Origin of the sequence: Chromobacterium sp. Beijing, assembly GCF_021496765.1 — a bacterium.
In the GTDB taxonomy this organism is placed as follows: Bacteria; Pseudomonadota; Gammaproteobacteria; order Burkholderiales; family Chromobacteriaceae; genus Chromobacterium.
Map to the genome: position 1 here is coordinate 2,674,711 of NZ_CP053750.1, position 19,008 is coordinate 2,693,718.

The 19,008-nt window shown below is 62.4% G+C and carries 18 protein-coding genes; 9 read left to right on the forward strand and 9 right to left on the reverse strand.

The features are described from left to right. Window positions 1-57 precede the first annotated feature (57 nt). Together rpmF and HQN78_RS12340 are read right to left on the reverse strand one after the other, a co-directional pair. Complete coding sequence (gene rpmF, locus HQN78_RS12335) at window positions 58-237, reverse strand: 50S ribosomal protein L32 (protein ID WP_011136965.1); 180 nt, start codon at window positions 235-237, stop codon at window positions 58-60. Window positions 238-283: 46 nt separating this feature from the next. Further along, window positions 284-787, reverse strand: coding sequence for a DUF177 domain-containing protein (locus HQN78_RS12340; RefSeq protein ID WP_107798365.1), 504 nt, complete (start codon window positions 785-787; stop codon window positions 284-286). A gap of 107 nt (window positions 788-894) precedes the next feature. On the opposite strand from HQN78_RS12340, the gene HQN78_RS12345 reads away from it, so the two are divergent. The 3 genes from HQN78_RS12345 to pncB are packed head-to-tail and all read left to right on the forward strand — an operon-like array spanning window position 895 to window position 3,393. Then, window positions 895-1,476, forward strand: coding sequence for a nucleoside triphosphate pyrophosphatase (locus HQN78_RS12345; RefSeq protein ID WP_235089720.1), 582 nt, complete (start codon window positions 895-897; stop codon window positions 1,474-1,476). Continuing rightward, complete coding sequence (locus tag HQN78_RS12350; RefSeq protein WP_235089721.1) at window positions 1,473-2,177, forward strand: SAM-dependent methyltransferase; 705 nt, start codon at window positions 1,473-1,475, stop codon at window positions 2,175-2,177. The genes HQN78_RS12345 and HQN78_RS12350 overlap by 4 nt, the downstream gene beginning before the upstream one ends. A 16-nt stretch (window positions 2,178-2,193) precedes the next feature. Continuing rightward, window positions 2,194-3,393: a nicotinate phosphoribosyltransferase gene (gene pncB, locus HQN78_RS12355; protein WP_255701250.1), complete on the forward strand. Its 1,200-nt coding sequence runs from the start codon at window positions 2,194-2,196 to the stop codon at window positions 3,391-3,393. On the opposite strand, the gene HQN78_RS12360 is transcribed toward pncB, so the two are convergent. Beyond that, a complete protein-coding gene (locus tag HQN78_RS12360) occupies window positions 3,382-4,254 on the reverse strand; it encodes a Rossmann-like and DUF2520 domain-containing protein (protein WP_235089724.1) in 873 nt (290 codons plus the stop codon). The two genes, pncB and HQN78_RS12360, sit on opposite strands and share 12 nt — an antisense overlap. 129 nt (window positions 4,255-4,383) lie before the next feature. On the opposite strand from HQN78_RS12360, the gene HQN78_RS12365 reads away from it, so the two are divergent. The 3 genes from HQN78_RS12365 to HQN78_RS12375 are packed head-to-tail and all read left to right on the forward strand — an operon-like array spanning window position 4,384 to window position 6,386. Further along, window positions 4,384-4,956, forward strand: coding sequence for a LemA family protein (locus tag HQN78_RS12365; RefSeq protein ID WP_235089725.1), 573 nt, complete (start codon window positions 4,384-4,386; stop codon window positions 4,954-4,956). Between the two features lies 1 nt (window position 4,957). Then, window positions 4,958-5,887 carry a hypothetical protein gene (locus HQN78_RS12370; RefSeq protein WP_235089726.1) on the forward strand — a complete coding sequence of 310 codons (930 nt, stop codon included), beginning with the start codon at window positions 4,958-4,960 and terminating at the stop codon, window positions 5,885-5,887. 46 nt (window positions 5,888-5,933) lie between these two features. Beyond that, complete coding sequence (locus tag HQN78_RS12375; protein WP_235089727.1) at window positions 5,934-6,386, forward strand: BLUF domain-containing protein; 453 nt, start codon at window positions 5,934-5,936, stop codon at window positions 6,384-6,386. 47 nt (window positions 6,387-6,433) lie between these two features. Here HQN78_RS12375 and HQN78_RS12380 read toward each other — a convergent pair whose 3' ends face one another. Next, window positions 6,434-7,711 (reverse strand): O-acetylhomoserine aminocarboxypropyltransferase/cysteine synthase family protein, encoded by a 1,278-nt coding sequence (locus tag HQN78_RS12380; protein ID WP_235089728.1) that lies wholly within the window; start codon window positions 7,709-7,711, stop codon window positions 6,434-6,436. Between the two features lie 677 nt (window positions 7,712-8,388). Here HQN78_RS12380 and HQN78_RS12385 point away from each other — a divergent pair. Further along, on the forward strand, window positions 8,389-9,474 hold the full coding sequence (locus HQN78_RS12385) for a porin (RefSeq protein WP_227107201.1): 1,086 nt from the start codon (window positions 8,389-8,391) through the stop codon (window positions 9,472-9,474). Window positions 9,475-9,767: 293 nt separating this feature from the next. Here the strand turns inward: HQN78_RS12385 and HQN78_RS12390 are convergent, their stop codons facing one another. The 3 genes from HQN78_RS12390 to HQN78_RS12400 form a co-directional block, all read right to left on the reverse strand. Then, the gene (locus HQN78_RS12390) at window positions 9,768-10,838 is read right to left on the reverse strand and encodes an ABC transporter ATP-binding protein (protein ID WP_235089730.1); all 1,071 of its coding nucleotides are present in this window, start codon (window positions 10,836-10,838) and stop codon (window positions 9,768-9,770) included. Continuing rightward, complete coding sequence (locus HQN78_RS12395; protein ID WP_235089731.1) at window positions 10,831-12,576, reverse strand: iron ABC transporter permease; 1,746 nt, start codon at window positions 12,574-12,576, stop codon at window positions 10,831-10,833. Before HQN78_RS12395 ends, HQN78_RS12390 begins: the two co-directional genes overlap by 8 nt. Window positions 12,577-12,677: 101 nt before the next feature. After that, complete coding sequence (locus tag HQN78_RS12400; RefSeq protein WP_107798355.1) at window positions 12,678-13,769, reverse strand: ABC transporter substrate-binding protein; 1,092 nt, start codon at window positions 13,767-13,769, stop codon at window positions 12,678-12,680. A gap of 123 nt (window positions 13,770-13,892) precedes the next feature. Between HQN78_RS12400 and HQN78_RS12405 the strand changes: the two genes are divergently transcribed. Both HQN78_RS12405 and HQN78_RS12410 read left to right on the forward strand, forming a co-directional pair. Beyond that, window positions 13,893-14,558, forward strand: coding sequence for a response regulator (locus HQN78_RS12405; protein ID WP_107798354.1), 666 nt, complete (start codon window positions 13,893-13,895; stop codon window positions 14,556-14,558). Then, entirely contained in the window at window positions 14,559-15,980 is a 1,422-nt protein-coding gene (locus tag HQN78_RS12410) for a sensor histidine kinase (protein ID WP_235089732.1), read from the forward strand. Window positions 15,981-16,118: 138 nt separating this feature from the next. Here HQN78_RS12410 and HQN78_RS12415 read toward each other — a convergent pair whose 3' ends face one another. After that, complete coding sequence (locus tag HQN78_RS12415; RefSeq protein WP_107798352.1) at window positions 16,119-16,769, reverse strand: TetR/AcrR family transcriptional regulator; 651 nt, start codon at window positions 16,767-16,769, stop codon at window positions 16,119-16,121. 647 nt (window positions 16,770-17,416) lie between these two features. Continuing rightward, window positions 17,417-19,000 (reverse strand): ABC transporter substrate-binding protein, encoded by a 1,584-nt coding sequence (locus tag HQN78_RS12420; RefSeq protein WP_235089736.1) that lies wholly within the window; start codon window positions 18,998-19,000, stop codon window positions 17,417-17,419. Between the last annotated feature and the right edge of the window lie 8 nt (window positions 19,001-19,008).

The window sequence follows — 19,008 nt, forward strand, 5'->3', positions numbered from 1 at the left end:
CAACGAGTGCGGTAATAGTGCTGCCTAATCAGTGGGGAAAGTAGGAAAACGGGGAGATTACTCGCCCTTGGTCTTCACAACTTTGCGGCCGCGGTAGAAACCGTTCGGGCTGATGTGGTGGCGCAGGTGCGCTTCGCCGGTGCTGGCTTCAACTGCCAGAGCCGGAGCGGTCAGAAAATCGTGTGCACGATGCATGCCGCGCTTGGACGGGGACTTTTTGTTCTGTTGAACAGCCATGGTCGACTCCTAAGAAATTCAAGTAGATTCAGTTCGAATCCGGGTTTTACTCGGACTTGGGTCTCTTAAGCGCCGCCAGCACCGCAAACGGATTGGGCTTGTCAGCCTTGGCGAGCGAGAGAGTTTCCCTGCCGCAGTCGTCGTGTTTCGGCGACAGCGGCAAGCCCATAATGATTTCGTCTTCGATCAACGCCGTCAGGTTCAGTTCCGGCTCGGCGATGATAGCGTCCAGCTCCTCGTCCTGCTCGCAAGCCTCTTCCAGCTTGTCCGGATCGGTAAACAAGGTGACCACCGAATCGGTGTCCAGGCTGTACGGCATGCTTTCCATGCAGCGCTGGCAGGTCACTTTGAGTTCCCCGGACAAATGAAGACGCAGCGACAAACGGTTCAAGCTGTCGCGAAAACCGTCCAGGGCGTATTCCACGTTCCCGGAGGTGTCGGACAGGTCGCTGTGCACGCGCTCATCCAGCTCGCCAACCGGCAGTTTGCCGGCCTGCGAACGCCCTTCCCGGGCGAACTTGAGCGGATCGATCAAAATCGGTTTAGACATAAACCTCGCATGGTACAATCCATTCCCCTGATTTGTCAAAAGAAACAAGGAGCCCTCCGCGCGCGCCGCCAGGCCGCCCCGGCTCCGCAACAAGCGACGTCCACATCATGCAGATCGTACTGGCCTCCACCTCCCGCTACCGCCAAGAAATCATCGCCCGCCTGGGCCTGCCCTTCCACGCCGAACCGCCGGTGTGCGACGAAACCCCGCTGCCGAGCGAAACCGCGCTGGAAACCGCGGTCCGGCTGGCCCGCACCAAGGCGCAATCGCTGGCGGACAAGCATCCGCAAGCGCTGATCATAGGCTCCGATCAAGTGGCCTTGCTTGACGGACAGCAGATCGGCAAGCCAGGATCGTTCGAAAACGGCGTCAAGATGCTGCAATGGATGAGCGGCCGGACCGTGGTGTTTCATTCGGCGCTGGCCTTGTACAACAGCGCCGAGCGCCGGCTGCAAGAAGCGGTGGGCATCACCCGCGTCACCCTGCGCGCGCTGAGCGAAGCGCAGATCCGCAACTATCTGGAACGCGAGCCGGACGCGCTGCACTGCGCCGGCAGCGCCAAGAGCGAGGGCCTGGGCGGCGCGCTGCTGGAGCGCGTGGAGTCCGACGATCCCAATGCGCTGATCGGCGTGCCTCTGTTCAAACTGATTACGATGCTGGCCGATGAAGGCGTGGAGATTTTGCGATGAGCGGCACCCTGTTCCTGATCCCCGCCCCCTTGGGCGACGAATCCATCGCCTGGCTGCCCGAAGCCGAGCGCGCCAAAGTGCTGCACCTGACCCGTTTCGTGGTGGAAGCCGAAAAAACCGCGCGCAAACACCTGAAGGCGCTGGGCGTCAGCGCGCCCATCCGCGAACTCGCCATGAGCACGCTGAACGAACACACCCCGGCCGCCGACGTCGCCGCCTTGCTGCAACCGCTGCTGGATGGCCACGATCTGGGCCTGATCTCCGAAGCCGGCTGCCCGGCGGTGGCGGACCCCGGCGCGCAACTGGTGGCGCTGGCGCATGAGCGCGGCTTGCGGGTGGAGCCCTTGATCGGCCCGTCCTCCATCCTGCTGGCCCTGATGGCCAGCGGCGCCAACGGCCAGTGCTTCGCCTTCCACGGCTACCTGCCGGTGGACGCCGCCGACAAGGCAAAAATCGTCAAGGAGCTGGAGCTGCGTTCGCGCCAGCGCAACGAGACCCAGGTCTTCATCGAAACGCCGTACCGCAACAACACGCTGCTGCAGCAATTGCGCGACACCCTGTCCCCAGCCACCCGGCTGGCGGTGGCCTGCGATCTGACCCTGCCGAGCCAGACCATCGTCAGCCGCCGGGTCAAGGACTGGCCCAAGGACGCGCCGGACCTGCACAAGCGCCCGGCCATTTTCATCATTCACGCCGCCTGAGCCCGCCATGGCCAAGATTCCGCCGCTGATCCATTCTCTGCTGGACACCGACCTTTACAAGTTCACCATGCTGCAAGTGGTGCTGCACCAGTTCCCGGCCTCGCACGGCGAGTACGAGTTCAAGTGCCGCAACCGCCCGGACATGCCCTTGACCCAGCTGAAGAAAGAGCTGGAAGCGCAATTGGACTGGCTGTGCCAGCTGCACTTCACCCAGGAAGAGCTGGCCCATCTGCGCACCCTGCGCTTCATCAAGAGCGACTTTGTCGATTATCTGGAGCTATTCCATCTGCAGCGGCGCTTCATCACCGTGTCCTGCCAGGACGAGGAGCTGGCGATCCGCATCAAGGGCCCGTTGGTTCAGGCGATGTTTTTTGAAATCTTCGTGCTCGCCATCGTCAACGAATTGTATTTCCGCCGCCTGGACTCGGCTGAGGTCCGCGCCGAGGGCCTGCGCCGGCTGGAAGCGAAAATCGCCGTGCTGGAACGCTTCCGCGACAGCGAGGCCGCGCAGCAGCGCTTTCCCTTGCTGATCGCCGATTTCGGCACCCGCCGCCGTTTCAGCCGGGACTGGCAGCAGCATGTGGTGGAGCGCCTGAACACCGCCTTGCCAGACATTTTCCGCGGCACCAGCAATGTTTACCTGGCCTGGAAGCTGGGCATCACTCCGATAGGCACCATGGCCCACGAGTTCTTCCAGGCCTTCCAGGCGCTGGGCGTGCGGCTGCGCGACTTCCAGAAAGCGGCGCTGGAATCCTGGGTGCAGGAATACCGCGGCGATCTCGGCATCGCACTGACCGATGTAGTGGGCATGGACGCCTTCCTGGCGGACTTCGACCTCTACTTCGCCAAGCTGTTCGACGGTCTGCGCCACGACAGCGGCGATCCCTATCAATGGGGCGAAAAGGCGATCGCGCATTACCGCAAGCTGCGCATCGATCCCGCCACCAAGATGCTGACCTTCAGCGACGGCCTGAGCGTGGACAGCGCGCTGGACCTGCACCGCCATTTCAGCCCGCAGATCCAGGTCAGCTTCGGCATCGGCACTCATTTCACCAACGACATGGGACTGGAACCGCTGCAAATCGTGCTCAAGCTGGTCAGCTGCAACGGCCAGCCGGTGGCCAAGCTGTCCGACAGCCCCGGCAAGACCATGTGCAGCGACGAAACCTTCCTCGCCTATCTGCGCCAGGTGTTCAAGGTGGCGCTAGCTGCCTGAGCCCTCCGCGGGTGCCAGCGCGCTCAGCACTTGCCGGCGCGCCTGCTCGGACAGGCGCTCGCCGGCCAGCGCCACCGTCTGCCGGCCCAAGGCCTGGTAGGCGGCGCGCAAATCGGCATCGTCCATCGCCTGCAAATGCAGGGCCACCGTCGAGGCGTCGCCGCGCGCGATGGGCCCGGTCAAAGCCGCCTGCGGCCCCAACGCCAAGGCATTGTCCAGCGTTTGCCGCATCAGACCGCCCAGCAAAGGCGTCAGCAGCGCCTCGGGCACCCCGCCCTGGCCGGCCAGCCGCCGCGCGATGGCAGTCAGCGTCACCAGATAATTGGACGCCACCGACAAGGCCGCGTGATAGGCCGGTTTGCCGCCCTCGGCCAATTGAAACGGCCGCCCGCCTATGGCCTGCGCCAACTCCCTCAAGACAAGGCACGCTTCGGCGTCGCCCTCCAGCGCGCACAGCACGTCGGAAAACCCCTCAAGCGCGATGGCCGGATCGGCGAAGGAAAAGGCCGGATGCAGGCTGCCGACGTGCGCGCCGCGCGCCGCCGCCGGCCGCAACAGTTCGGATCCGCTGACGCCGCTGGCGTGAAACACCACCGCGCCGGCCGGCACCTCCGTCTCCGCCAGCCGCAAAGCGCAGTCGGCGATCGCCGCGTCCGGCACGGCCAGCAGGTACAGGTCGGCGGCGGCCAACTCCGCCCATGCGGTCACCGGACGCCCCGTGCCGATGAAGGCGCAGGCGGCGGCGGCGGAATCCGCGCCGCGCGTCATCACGTCCTGCACCCGGTAGCGGCCGGAACGCCGCGCCAGCGCCGCCAAGGTCTTGCCCAGACGCCCCGCGCCTATGATGTTGATCCGAATCACGCTTCCTCCCGAAAACCTCAAGCCGCCCGCGCGTGCGCGAATCCGGGCGCAGACAAAAAAACAGCCTTGCACGATAATGCCGACATGGACGCCGCGCATCGGCGACGCCTGTCCCGGAGAGACCCCATCATGAAGCTCGCCGTTTTCCTCGGCCTCATCGCCGTCGTCCTCGTCTACTTGATCACGCTATACAACGCGCTGATCAATTTGAAGCACCAGCTAACGCAAAGCTGGGCCAATATCGACGTCATCCTCAAACAACGCCACGACGAATTGCCCAAGCTAGTCGAAGTATGCCGGCAATACGCCCAGTTCGAACAAGAAACCCTAACGCAAGTGATGGCCGCCCGCGGCGCGGTGGCCGACTCCGCCCGAGCCCGGGATCCGGAGGCCCTCGGCGCGGCCGAAGGACGCTTGCACGGCCTGATCGGCCAGCTATACGCGGTGGCCGAGGCGTATCCTGCGCTGCAGGCCGACCAGCAGTTCGCGCAATTGAGCGCGCGCATCACCCAGTTGGAGGAGGCGCTGGCCGATCGCCGCGAACTGTACAACGAGGCGGTCAAACTCCACAACGCCCGCATCGAGCAGTTCCCCGACGTGCTGCTGGCCCGCCTGTTTCATTTCCCGCCGGCCCGGCCGCTGCGCTTCGCCGCCGCGGAAACCCGCGACGTGGACATGAAAGCGCTGTTCGCGCGCAACTGACATGCCGGCGTTCGCCTCTCTGCTGCCGGGCCTGGGCTTGGCCCTGTACCTGCTTGCCGCCGCCTCATGGCTGCTTGGCGGCGAGGCCCGCCATGGCCTGCTGATCGCGGCGGCAGTCGGGCTGATAGGCTGGCGTCTGAATTACCGCCATTACCGCCAGGTGGCGGACACTCCGACATCTAAACTGGCCAGCGCGGCCTTGGGCCAAGTCGAATTGTACGGCCAGGCCCGCTGCCATCCGAACGCGCCCAATTACAGCCCCTTGAGCGGCCGACGCTGCGCCTGGTACCGCTGCTGGCGCATAGACGAGCGCGGCAAACTGGACTGGGAGGACTGGCTGACCTGGGCCATGCAACGCTCCAACCGGCTGGCGACCCGCGCCAACCCGCCGGAAGTCAGCAGCGACGACAGCTTTCTCCTGGTGGACGGCGACGCGGAAGCCACCATTCTCCCCGGCGGCGCCCAAGTGGTCGCTCGCCGCCGGCGTCGCTGGCATGAGGACGGCATGTTGCTGATAGAGGAATGGATAGACGAAGGCGAGGCCATCTATGTGCGCGGCCGGCTGCGACGGTTGGACGCGCGCGCCAGCGCGCTGGACCTTCGCCTGGATATCGGCGCCAAACTGGCCGAATGGAAAAACGACAGACAAGCCCTGCTGCGCCGCTTCGATCTGGACGGAGACGGGCAGCTCAGCGAGCAAGAATGGTCGCTAGCGCGCGCGGCGGCGCAGCGCGAAGTCGTCGCCCTGCAGCAGGAGTTGGCGCGGCAGCCGGCGTCCTTATTGCTGCAGGGAGACGATCAAGACGCGCCCTTGATCCTCACCACCCTGTCTCCGCGGCAAAGCGCCCGGCTGTTCCGCCGCCGCGCCTGGCTTCACGCCGCCGTGGCGCTGGCCTGCCTATTGGGCTGGCTCAAGCTGGCTCGATTCTAAAGCGCTATACTGAAGCGAAAGCACTCGCCACACGGCAGGAGCGCAGATGATCCGCCTGATCTACAGCAGCGCAGCCCATCACCCGGTTTCCGCCGAAGCCATGCAAACCCGCATTCGTCGTTTCCGCGACTACAACCGGAGCCAGGACATCGTCAGCGTGCTGCTGATGCTGAACGACGACTTCCTGCAAATCCTGGAAGGCCCGGAAGACGCCATCGACGCGCTCTATCAACGCATCGCGCGCGACCCGCAGCACCATCAGCTGACCCTGTTGTCGCGCGAGGAGATCGACCACCCCATGCTGGCCAATCACCCGCTGGAATACCTTGCCCCGGCGCCGCAGGCCGACGGCAAGCCTCTGTCCGCCTCAGCCATCGCCCGAGACGCCGGCTGGACCCTGCACGGCAAGGTCCAGCATGTGATCCAAAGCTTTCTCGACGGCAAATGGCATCATCACCTGCCCAACGGCATGAATCCGCAAGTGCTGCGCCGCGGCTGAGCTTATCTATATATGAGTGCGCTTCCTCTTCGGCGGGCCTGACCCGCTCAAGGTTCCGCCGCGACCAACGCCTGGTCGATATCGGCCAGGATGTCGTCGATATGCTCGATGCCTATCGACAAACGCACCATTTCCGGGCGCACGCCGGCGCGCAGTTGCTCATCGGCCGACAGTTGGCGGTGGGTGGTGGTGGCCGGGTGGCAGGCCAGCGATTTGGCGTCACCGATATTCACCAGCCGGGTCACCAGTTGCAAAGCGTCGATGAAGCGCCCGCCGGCCGCCGCGCCGCCGCGGATGCCGAAGGACAGCACGCCGGAAGCCCGGCCGCCGAAGTAACGCCGCGCCAGAGCATGGTCCGGGTGATCTTCCAGGCCGGCGTACTCGACCCACTCCACCGCCGGGTGCGCGCGCAGATGCTGGGCCACGCGCAGCGCGTTGGCGCAGATCCGGTCCATGCGCAGCGCCAACGTCTCGATGCCCTGCAAAATAAGAAAGGCGTTGAACGGCGCCAGCGCCGCGCCCATATTGCGCAAGGGCACCACTCGCGCCCGCGCGATATAGGCCGCCGCGCCCAGCGCTTCCACATAGTTGACGCCGTGGTAGCTGACGTCGGGCGTGTTCAAACGCGCGAAGCGCTCAGCGTGCTCGGCCCAGGGAAAACGCCCGCTGTCGACAATGGCGCCGCCTATGCTATTGCCGTGTCCGCCCAGATACTTGGTCAGACTGTGCACCACGATATCGGCGCCGTGCTCGAAGGGCCTGCATAGATAAGGAGACGGCACCGTGTTGTCGACGATCAGCGGCAAACCGTGACGATGAGCGTGATCGGCGAAGGCGGCGAAGTCGACCACATTGCCCAGCGGGTTGCCGATGGATTCGCAAAACACCGCCTTGGTGCGCGCGTCCGCCATGTCGCCGATCCGCTCCGGGTGGCGATGGCTGACGAAACGCACCTCGATGCCCAGCTGCGGCAGCGTGTGGGCGAACAGATTGTACGTGCCGCCATACAAGGTGCTGGTGGCGATGATGTTGTCCCCGGCCTCGGCGATGGTTTGTATCGCGTACGTGATCGCCGCCATGCCGGAAGCCACCGCCAGCGCGCCTATCCCGCCTTCCAAAGCCGCCACCCGCTTCTCCAGCACATCGGTGGTCGGGTTCATGATGCGGGTGTAGATATTGCCCTGCACCTTGAGGTCGAACAGATCCGCTCCATGCTGGGTGCTGTCGAAAGCGTAGCTGGTGGTTTGGTACAAGGGCACCGCCACCGCCTTGGTCGTCGGATCCGGCGCATAGCCGGCATGCACCGCCAGGGTTTCCAGTTTCATCTCGTCAGTCCTTCCTTCTATATAAGGCGAGTCGCGCAGCGCTCCTCTATGCCACTCGCCTACCTTAACCGGGAAGCGAAGCCAGTGAAAGAAGCTAAATCTAAAACCGGAAAACCAAACAATCTATGCGGACGCACGTCCAGGCCGTAAACCTTGCATAGGTTCAAAACAGACAAAACAAAACAAAATATATTTTACAAACAACAAGTTAACGCTCACGCCCATTAGCGAACGCTCAAGAAATCAGTCTAGCTTCAGCCTATTTACATAGACATCGCTTTCTATTATGATTCGATTGTGAATTCATTCTGATGTGCGTCTTGCGGCATCGTGAATTCTCTTCAAGTCACGTTGATTTTTGAGCCCGCCCTCCGCGGGCTTATTTTTTTGCATCGCCCTGAATTACTCCACCCTTCCCCTTCCCGCCCATATCCTTATGGCATCAGGCTTTCGACCAACAAGTGCATTTTTACAACACCTGCACGCAATGAGTCTATTTCATGATTTACCCCTTTATTTCATTGGCTTAGCCAGACATTCCCATGTAAAACCACACACACAAAGCAACAATTGGTTGTTGATTTGCAACACCGCATTTACCGAAAAGTTGCATTTACACAACTTAGCCAATAGCATTTGCTCACATTCCTAAACCCATATAAAAGGATGACTTGACCATGAAAAAGAGTCTGATCGCCCTGCTGGTAGCCACTCTGCCGGCTGCAGCTTTCGCTGACGTGACCATCTACGGCAAAATCAAAGGCGGCGTTGAATACGTTGACAATGGTTCCACCAAGCAAACCAACATCGACGACCTGGGTTCCCGTATCGGCTTCAAAGGCAAAGAAGACCTGGGCAACGGTCTGAAGGCTATCTGGCAAGTTGAAACTGGTTTTGGCATCGACGGCCAAACCCGTAGCGGCTCCGGTAGCGGTACTTTTGCTAACCGTAACTCCTTCATCGGCCTGCAAAGCGACCTGGGCACTCTGCGCCTGGGCAACGTGTCCAACTTCATGGACAGCGACATGGGCATCGTCGACAGCTGGGAATACCGCAACGACGCTCTGGGTCTGGGCATCTTCACCCGCGACGGCAACCGTCTGAAGAACTCCGTGCGTTACGATCTGCCTAGCATCGCTGGCTTCAGCGCCGCTCTGCAATACGGCACCAAAGAGAACAAAGCCGGTACTGCTGACGCAATCACTGGCAAAGTTCAATCCGACCGCGAAGTTTACAATCTGGGTCTGGGCTACGAAAACAGCGGCTTCTTCGGTAAGTACAGCTTCCAACGCGAAGGCACCGCTATTATCGACAGCGTCAGCTCCCGTCGTAACGACAAGCATCGCCTGGAAGTTGGCTACAACGCCAACAACCTGCTGGTTGCTTTCGGTTACCAACAAGAAAAAGGCGGCCTGGACGTAGTTAAAGGCTCCACTTGGTACGATCTGGTTAGCAAAGGCCTGAATCTGACCAACGTTGACCTGACTCAAAACGTTAAGACCCGCGAATACGCTCTGACCGCGGCCTACACTCTGGGTGCCTTTACCCCGAAATTCACCTACGCCCGTGGCGACAAGGTTGAAATCGGCGGTGCTAAGCTGAATGACAGCGGCTACAACCAGTACGTTCTGGGTGTTGACTACGCGATCTCCAAGCGCACCACCTTCGGCGCGCAATACGGTCAGATCGACGTTAAAGGCGGCGTGAACAACGCCAACAAGGATCTGAAGGCTTTCGGCCTGAACATGATCCACGCATTCTAATTTGTCGGTTCGACGCAAGAACCTACGAACATGAATGAGAAAAAGGCCCGCGCAAGCGGGCCTTTTTCATTGCTTAGACGTTCTATTCACCATCAGATTAAACAATGGTGGCCAAAGGCACACAGTCTAAAACGCCATACCAAACCGAACCGGGACCACAACTCCGCCCCTAATCTCAACTCTGCTCCACAACTGGTGAAGCCCACCTGGCAGGGTTTCAACTCCCCCCAACAAGCGGCCATGAAAAAGGGCAAGCCAAGCTTGCCCCCGACCGAACAAGCACACAGAACCTCTCAGGCCGAGGCGGCCTCGAACGCCCAGGTATCCTCCAAGCCAAACTCCGCCCAGCACTCACCGTTAGGCTTGGCCTGCTGACCAAAGGCGCGCAAACGCAGATCGCCGTGCTGCAACAGGTATTCCCAGCGATCTCCCAGATACATCGATGCGATCAGCCGCGCCGGCAAGCTGTTGCCGCCGGGCTCGTCTTGCACCCTCAGCCGCTCCAAGCGGATCACCGCCTCGGCCTGCTGCCCCACCTCCAGCGTCTGCCTCGCGGTGGCGCGCAGCTGCCAGCCCTCGCCCTGCAAGGTCACGCTGTCGCCGTTTCTGGCCGCCACCTTGGCCCGCAAGGTATTGTTGGCGCCCATGAATTGCGCGGTATAAAGGGAAGCCGGCGCGGAATACAAGTCGGTAGGACTGCCGGCCTGTTCGATACGGCCGTTCTTCAACAACAAAATCTGGTCCGACATCGCCATCGCCTCGCCCTGGTCATGGGTGACGCACAAGGCGGACAGGTTCATCGACACGATCAGTTCGCGCAACCACGCGCGCGCCTCTTCGCGCAGCTTGGCGTCCAGATTGGACAAGGGCTCGTCCAGCAGGATTACCGGCGGGTTGTAGACCAGCGCGCGGGCGATGGCCACGCGCTGCTGCTGACCGCCGGACAATTGATGCGGATAGCGCTCGGCCAAATGCCCCAGCCCCAGCTTGTCCAGGATCTGCCTCACCCTCGCGGCGATCTCCGCCGTCGGGGTCTGGCGCAGCTTCAAGCCATAGCCGACGTTCTGCGCCACGGTGCGGTGCGGCCACAAGGCGTAAGACTGGAACACCAGGCCCAGAGAGCGCTGCTCCACCGCCAGATTGCAGCCGGCGGACGCGTCGTACAAGGGGCGGCCGTCCAGCAGGATTTGACCGGCCGACGGCTGTTCCAGCCCGGCGATGGCGCGCAGCAAAGTGGTTTTGCCGCTGCCGGAAGCGCCAAGCAAGGACACCACCTGGCCGGCGGCCAGATCAAAGGAAACACCCTTCAAAATAGGATTCTGCTCATAATTCAGATGCAGATCGCGCACGCTCAGCTTAGTCATGCAGTTTCACTCCCAGACGCAAGGCCAGCGCCAAGCCGGCGCCCACCATCAGAATATTGATCACCGACAAGGCCGCCACCTGGTCCACCGCGCCGGTGGCCCACAAGGACACCAGCAAGGAACCGATCACTTCGGTGCCCGGCGACAGCAAATACACCGCGGTCGAATACTCCCGCTCGAAAATCATGAAGATCAGCAGCCAGCTGGACAGCAGGCCGAAACGGATCAAGGGCAAGGTCACGTCCAGACTGGTCCGCCGCTGGCTGGCCCCGGCGGTGCGGGCGGCCTCTTCCAGCTCCGGCCCCACTTGCAGCAGGGCGCTCTGCACCAGACGCATGCCATAGGCCAGCCAGACCACGGTGTAAGCCAGCCAGATCGACAGCATGCTGTTCTTGGCGCCCTGCAGGCCGGGCACGAACAGGAACACCCACAGGAAGGCCAGGCCTGCCAGAATGCCCGGCACCGCGCGCGGCAGCAGTACCAGATAGTCCAACAGACGAGCGCCCCAATCATTGCGGCGATGTCCGGCGAAACCGACCAGGGTATAAAAGCCCACCGCCAGCGCGCCGCCGATGATGCCGACGCCCAGGGTGTTGACGATGGCGCGGACGATGTTGTCCTCCTCGAACACCAAGGCGTAATGATCCAGCGTCAAAGTCTCCAGCAAGGACACGCCCTCGCCCCAATGGCTGACCACCGAGCGCAGCGCGATGCCGGAAATCGGCACCACCACGGTGAGGAACAGCCATAACAGCACGATGGCCAGCGCCAGATAGCGCCACGGCCCCAGCGACAGCGGATGCTGACGGCCGGCCTTGCCCTTGAGCGCGACGAAACGCTGAGCGCTGCGCAATAAGCGGCGCTGTAACAGGACCAGCGGGAAGGTGATGGCGATCAGGCACACCGCCACCGCCGCCATCAGGTGATAGGACGGCACGCCGAGTTTATTGGTCAGCTTGTACAGATAAGTGGCCAACACCAGATGGCCCTCCGGGTCGCCCAACACCAGCGGCAAGCCGAAGACTTCAAACCCCAGAAAGACCACCAGCACGCCGGCGAACAGCATGGAGGGCATCACCATCGGCAGGCTGACGTCGCGCGCCACGCGAAAAGGACCGGCCCCGGCCACCCGCGCGGCCTCTTCCACGTCCGAGCCCAGATTGCGCAGCGCCGCCGACGCGTACAGATAGACATGCGGCACATGGGTCAGCCCCGCCACCACCGCGATGCTGAGCAGGGAATAAATATTCCACGGCACCTCTTCCACGCCGAACCACTGCTTGAACCACAGGGAGTAAAACCCCACCGGTCCGGCCGCCACCACGTAGCCGAAGGCCAATACCATCGGCGATACGAACACCGGCGTCAGCAATAAGGGCTCCAGCCAGCGCCGGCCGGGCAAATCGGTGCGCGCCATCAAGAAGGCCAGCACCCCGCCCAGCGGAATGGCGATCAGCGCCATGCCGGCGGCGATCACCAGAGAGTTGCCCAGCGCGGACCAGAAATCGGGATCGGCGAACACAAAGCGGTAGGCGGCCAGCCCCACATTCTTGTCCGCCATGAAGAAGGGCTGATCCAGCAGGCTTTGATAGACCACCAGCGATAGCGGGGCCAGCACCAGCAAGGCCAGCGCGCCCAAGACCAGCCAGCGGCTGGCGGCGCTCCAGCGCGGCCAGCCGCCGCGCGCGCGGGGCTGGGCGGCCGCGGCGGGGGCGGTCGGATTAATCGAGGAATTCATGCTTGCTCCCAGGCCTGCGCGCAGGCCTCTGCGCCGTCCGCGCGCGGCGGACGGCTGATTGAGTCATTGGAAACGTCGGCCGCAATGGCCGGAAGGGGACGCTATTTCTTCAGCGCCTGCTGCCACTGACGCATGAAATCCAGCCGCTTGGCCTGGTCCAGATAGACCAGCAGGCCGGTGCCCACCTGGATAGGCTTGGCGCTGCCGCCCAATTGCTGGTTCAAGGCGGCGATGGAAGCCGCGCCGCTCACGTCGCTGCGCAGCGAGAACAGCTCGGACTGGTTGGCCAGCACGCTCTGGCCGCGCTTGGACAGCAAATAGTCCAGCCACAGCCGCGCCGCGCCGGGATTGCGCGCCTTCTTGGAGATGATGGCCAGCCGGCTGACCACCTGGGTGTAATCCTTGGGATAGACATAGCCGATGGCCGGGTCCTTCTTCGCCTTGGCGTAAGCGTAGGAACCGAGGATGTTGTAGCCGATCAGGTTTTCGCCCGAGGAAATCCGCTCCATCATCGCGCCGGTGGAGGTTTGCAGCTTGACGCCGCTGGCGCCGAGCGCGCGCGCCAGTTCCCAGGCGCCGTTGGCGTTATGGCGGACGTCCTGGGTCAGGAAGTTGAAGCCGACGCCGGACTTCTCCACATCGTACGTGGTGACCTTGCCCTTGAAGCGAGCCGGATTCGCCTTGAGGATGCGCACCAGATCGGCGCGGGTCTGCGGGATGTCCTCCGGCTTCAGCAAGCGCTTGTTGTAGACGATGGCCACCGGCTCGTAAGTGGTGCCGTAGGCCTGCTGCTGATAATGCGCCCAGGACGGCAGATTGGCCGCCTCCGGCGAAGCGTAGCTGGCGGCGTAGCCGTCATTGACGAACTTCACTTGCAGATCCATCGCCGAGCTCCACACCACGTCGGCGCTGGCGCTGCTGGCGGCGTTCTCGCTGATGAAGCGATTGTAGATCTCGGTGCTGTTCATATCGTGGTATTCCACCTTGACGCCGGGGTACAAGGCCTGGAAATCCTTGATCAGGGGCCGCGCCGCGGCGCTGTCGGTGGCCGAATACACCACCACCTTGCCCTCCTTGACGGCGGCGTCCACCAGATTCTGATAACTGGCGGGATAGCCGGCGGGCACGGCCGCCCAGGCGGCGGCGGAACCCAGCGCACAGCACAGCGCGGACAAGCTTCTGACTCTATTCATGGTGTTGCTCCTAGGTAGATGAAGATGTTCGCGACATCTTTCGAATCGCGCAGCTCTATTGGCTTCGCTTCCCCAGCCATGATATTAGAGTAAAGCTTTCAATCCGCTTTCAGTGACCCAACCATGCGCCTGCTCTTGGTGGAAGACAATCCGGCCCTGTCCGAATCACTGGCCCAGGCCTTGCGCCAGGCCGGTTTCGCCGTGGACTGCATGCTCAACGGCAGCGACGCCGATCATGTGCTGCGCACCCAGGATTACGCGCTGGCCATCCTGGACTTGGACCTGCCCAAGCTCAACGGCTGGGAGGTGCTGCGCCGGCTGCGCGCCCGCAAGCAAACGCTGCCGGTGCTGATCCTGACCGCGCACGGCTCGGTGGAAGAACGGGTGCGCGGGCTGGACCTGGGCGCCGACGACTATCTGGCCAAGCCCTTCGACCTCAACGAACTGGAAGCGCGGGTGCGCGCGCTGATCCGCCGCAGCCACGGCCGCGAAAGTCCGCAGCTGGAATTAGGCCCCCTCAGCTACGACAGCGTCGGCCGCCAGTTTCAGTTGAGCGGCGACGCGCTGCACCTGACGCCGCGCGAGCACGCGGTGCTGGAAGTGCTGATGCTGCAAGGCGGCAAGGCCATAGGCAAAAGCCAGCTGTCGGAAAAGATTTTCGGCCTGGACGAAAGCGGCAGCGCCGAAGCCATCGAAATCTATGTGCACCGCTTGCGCAAGAAGCTGGCCGGCCAGCCGGTTTCCATCGTCACCTTGCGCGGGCTGGGCTATCTATTGACCACACCGTAAATGCGACTCGCCCTCTCCCGCCTCAAACCCGCCAGCTTGCGCAAGCAATTGCTGCTCGGCCTGTCCGTTCCGCTGCTGCTGATGTTGGCGCTGGACGGCTGGATGACTTACGACCGCGCCTTGCAGGCGGCCAACACCGCTTTCGACCGCATGCTGCTCAGCTCCGGCCGCGCCATCGCCGACGGCGTCGCCGCCCACGACGGCGCCGTCAGCGTGGACATACCCTATTTCGCCTTGCAAATGTTCGAGTCCAACGCCTCCGGCAAGGTGTTCTACCGCGTCAGCCGCTCGGACGGCGCGCTGCTCACCGGTTACGACGATCTGCCACTGCCGCCTCCGCGCCGGCGCGAGACCATCCGCTACCAGCCCGATTACATGGACATTTCCTACCACGGCGAAACGCTGCGCTTGCTGACCTTGAGGCTGTCGGTGCGCGACATGAGCACGCTGCGCAGCCAGGACGTGTGGATACAGGTGGCGGAAACCCCGGAGTCCAGGGAGCAGCTGGCGCGCACCCTGCTCATCGGCTCCCTGGCGCAGGAGGCGCTGCTCGGCGCCATCATGCTCGCCATCGTGCTGCTGGCGGTCGGCCATAGCCTGCGGCCCTTGCGCCGCTTGTCGCGCAATGTGGTGGCGCGCAAGGAAACCGATCTCAGCCCCCTGCCCAGCCGCGAGCTGCCCACCGAGTTGACGCCCTTGGTGGACGCGCTGAATCAGCAGGGCGTGCGCTGGCATAAATTGCAGGCGGCGCGCCGCCGCTTCATCGACGACGCCGCCCATCAGTTGAAGACGCCGCTGGCGGTGATGCGGACGCAGGCGGAGCTGGCGCGACGCCAGACACTGGAAGCCTCATTGCGCCAGCAGCTGGACAAATTGCTCGCCTCGCTGGACAGCGCCAGCCACGGCGTGCATCAGCTATTGCAACTGGCGCGGGTGGAGCCGGACAACGGCCAGGCCATCGAACTGGACGATATGGACCTGGCCGCCTGGATCAGGGAATGGGCGCTGGAACAAGCGCCCTGGGCTCATGGCCAGGGCGCGGATCTGGGTTACGAGGGGGAGGAAACGGTATGGGTGCGCGGCAACGCCGGTCTGCTGCGGGAATTGCTGGGCAATCTGCTGGACAACGCCATCCGCTATCATCCCGGCAACGGCGATGCGCGGATCACGATCGCGGCCGGGGCGCTGCCGGCGCCGTGGCTGCGCGTCGACGATAACGGCCCCGGCATCGCCGAGGCGGAACAAGACAAGGTATGGCTGCGTTTTTACCGCATCGCCGGCGCCGCCAGCAGCGGCAGCGGCCTGGGCCTGGCCATCGTCAGGGAGATCGCCCACCGGCATGGGGCGACCGTGGAGTTGAGCCGCAACGCCGGCGGCGGCCTCAGCGTCAAGCTTCAGTTTCCGCCGGCCGGCAGGGGATAGGCTTGAAACCCGTTCACGGGCTCGCGAGCGGAGACGAAAACCGCCGAGAAAACGCTATGCGCATGCCGCGCATCTGCGTTTCGAAACGGCGCTCCCCGCATCGCGTTTCGCAGCGTGCGGCGGACTTTGAACAAGTTCTTAGAACGGCAGTTGGTATAAAGGATTGCGGCTGTCCGCGCCTTCGGCGCGAATGCGTTCCAGCTCGCTGCGCAGAGCGGTCTGCAACCACTGTTCCCGCATTTTGTCGCCTTCGGGATGCTCGTTCAGCATCCGGTACAAGGCCATGCCGTGGAAGGTGGTCATCATGGTCAGCAAGGTGGCGAAGAAGCCGGTGGAAATGGCGTAACGCGGAAACAGCGAGGCCATCATGGCGACGAAGCGGTCGCGGAAGTAATTGCTGGAACTTGCCAGGAAGATTTCCCGCAGATCGGCGGTGGTTCGAGCCGCCATCAGCAGTTCCATCAGCACGATGTGACGCGGCGACAGCACCAGCGCCTTCATCAGCGCGACGATCCGTTCCTCCTCCGGCATCGTGCTGGACATTTCCGCCGCCAGCTTGAGGCCGGCCTCGAAAATATCGTCGACTACCTTGCGCCCTACCGGCAACATCAGTTCGTTCTTGGTGGCGAAATGGCGGAATAGGGCTCCCTGGGAGACACCGGCCCGGCTGCAGATCAGCTGCACGCTGGTACCGTGATAGCCAAACTCCAGCAGACACTCGATGGCCGCTTCCACCAGTTTCCCAATGGTGGACTCCCTACGACTTTGTTGTGTTCGTCTAGTTTGCATTATATTCTTATGTCATGTTTATCCCAACCAAGGTCTGATGATACGCGAAACTTTTGCCATAAGCGAGGGCGAGCGCACGCTAAATAGGCCAGTGAGTAGTTTCAACTAGGGATAGCCGGAAAAATGCTGTTCTTTTTAAAGTTATTTCCCAATAACTCTTAAAAAGAGGTCGCAAATATTAAAATTACTATTATTAAATTGCGTAGTTTTGATGATTTGGAACATTTTGCGCGGCTTACTGTCTTGCCAGACGCCCCCAGCATGGACTCGCCGCCGGCGTGGCGTCCGCGCAACGCGCGAAAATAGCGGCAAGATCGCCGCGGATGTGAACAAAAACGCGCCATAGCAATGACGATGCTCGGCGACCGTCATCGACATCGTCACGCCCTCTCCGTCGGTCTTCTCTGCTTGACGACCCGCCTCAAGATAACAAGCAGACACTCAAGCAATGTCGCCCTTAGAAAGCAGCTAGTTTCTAATCGAAAAAATAAATACGCTAAAACAACATTTCAACAAAAATACGATGTTGAATTACTTAAAGCGGGGAAATATGCACAGGCAAGTTCGCATTCGAACATTAACCGGCATTTCCTCGCTTATGCTGACAAAGCCTGACGGGCCGGCCGTCGACAACCGGCCCGCCGGTCTCAATTCAACTGCGCTCGTCCAAAGTCCACCCGCCCGAACGGACTGACGGCGTAAGCGCTCAAATCCTTGCTCGCCAAGGCATACGCCGTGGGGTGGGCCAAGGGCAGCCACAAGGCCTGCTCCTGGATCAACTTCTGCGCCGCCAGATACAACTTGGCGCGCTGGGCGAAATCGCTGCTCTTCTTGCCGTCGCTGATCAGCTTGTCCAGCTTGGCGTCGCAGAAGCGCGCGAAATTGGTGCCGGACTGCACCGCCGAGCAGGAAAACTGCGGGGTCAGGAAGTTGTCGGGGTCGCCGTTGTCGCCGGCCCAGCCCATGAACAATAGCTCATGTTCGCCGGCCTTGGCGCGCTTGATCAGCTCCCCCCACTCAATCACCTTGATCTGCACCTTGACGCCGATCTTGGCCAGGTCGGACTGCAGCAGCTCCGCGCCCGCCTTGGGATTGGGATTCAGCGTGCTGCCGCTGGGCCGCACCCACACCGTGGTTTCGAAACCGTCGGGATAGCCGGCTTGGGCCAGCAGTTTCTTGGCGCGCGCCGGATCGTAAGGATAGGGCTTGGCCCCCTTGTTGTAGCTCCAGGTATTCGGCGGATAAGGCAAGTCCGCCGCGGTGGCGGTATTGTCGAACACCGTTTTCAGATAAGAGTTCTTGTCGAAAGCCAGGTTGAGCGCTTGCCGCACCAAGGGGTTGTTCAACGGTTTTTTCTGGCTGTTGAAGGCGACGAAGGCGGTCATGAAGGCCGGCGTTTGCAGAACCCGCAGCTTGGGATCCGCCTTGGCCGCCAGCACGTCCTGCGGCTTGGGCGACAAGGCCAGCTGGCATTCGCCGGCCCTCAGCTTCTGCGCGCGCACCGCCGAATCCGGCGTGATCGCGTAAATCAGCGCGCCGACCTTGGGCTTGGCTCCCCAATAAGCCGGATTAGGCGCGTAGCGCACCACGGCGTCCTTCTGGAAGCTGCGGAAGATGAAGGGCCCGGTGCCGATTGGCTTGGCGTTCAAGTCCGCCTGGCGGCCGGCAGCCTGCAACTGCCCGGCGTACTCGGCCGAATAGATGGACGCGAAGCCCATGGTCAGGCTGGACAGGAAGGTGGCTTCCGGATAGTTGAGCTCGAAACGCACAGTATTGGCGTCCACCTTCTGCACCGCCTTGATCAGCTTGGGAAACTGCATGGATTGCGCGTGCGGATAGCCGTTCGGCGCGCTCTTGTACCAAGGATGGGCCGGATTGAGCATGCGTTCGAAAGTGAACACCACGTCGTCGGCCGTCAGCTTGCGGCCAGGCTTGAAGTAATCGGTGGAGTGAAAGGCCACATTGGGCCGCAGCTTGAAGGTGTAACCGAGGCCGTCGTCGCTGACCTGCCAAGACGCGGCCAGGCCCGGCACCACTTTGCGGGCGGCCGGATCGTATTCGACCAGGCGGTTCATCAGCACGTCCGCCGACGCGTTGGTGGTGACCAGGGAGTTGTACTGCACCACGTCGAAACCTTCCGGATTGGCGTCGGTGCACACCGTCAACGGGCGCGCGGCCAGCGCCAGGGTAGGCGCCAGGGCCAGGGCCAACAGCGTCAATTGCTTGTTCATCGGCATTT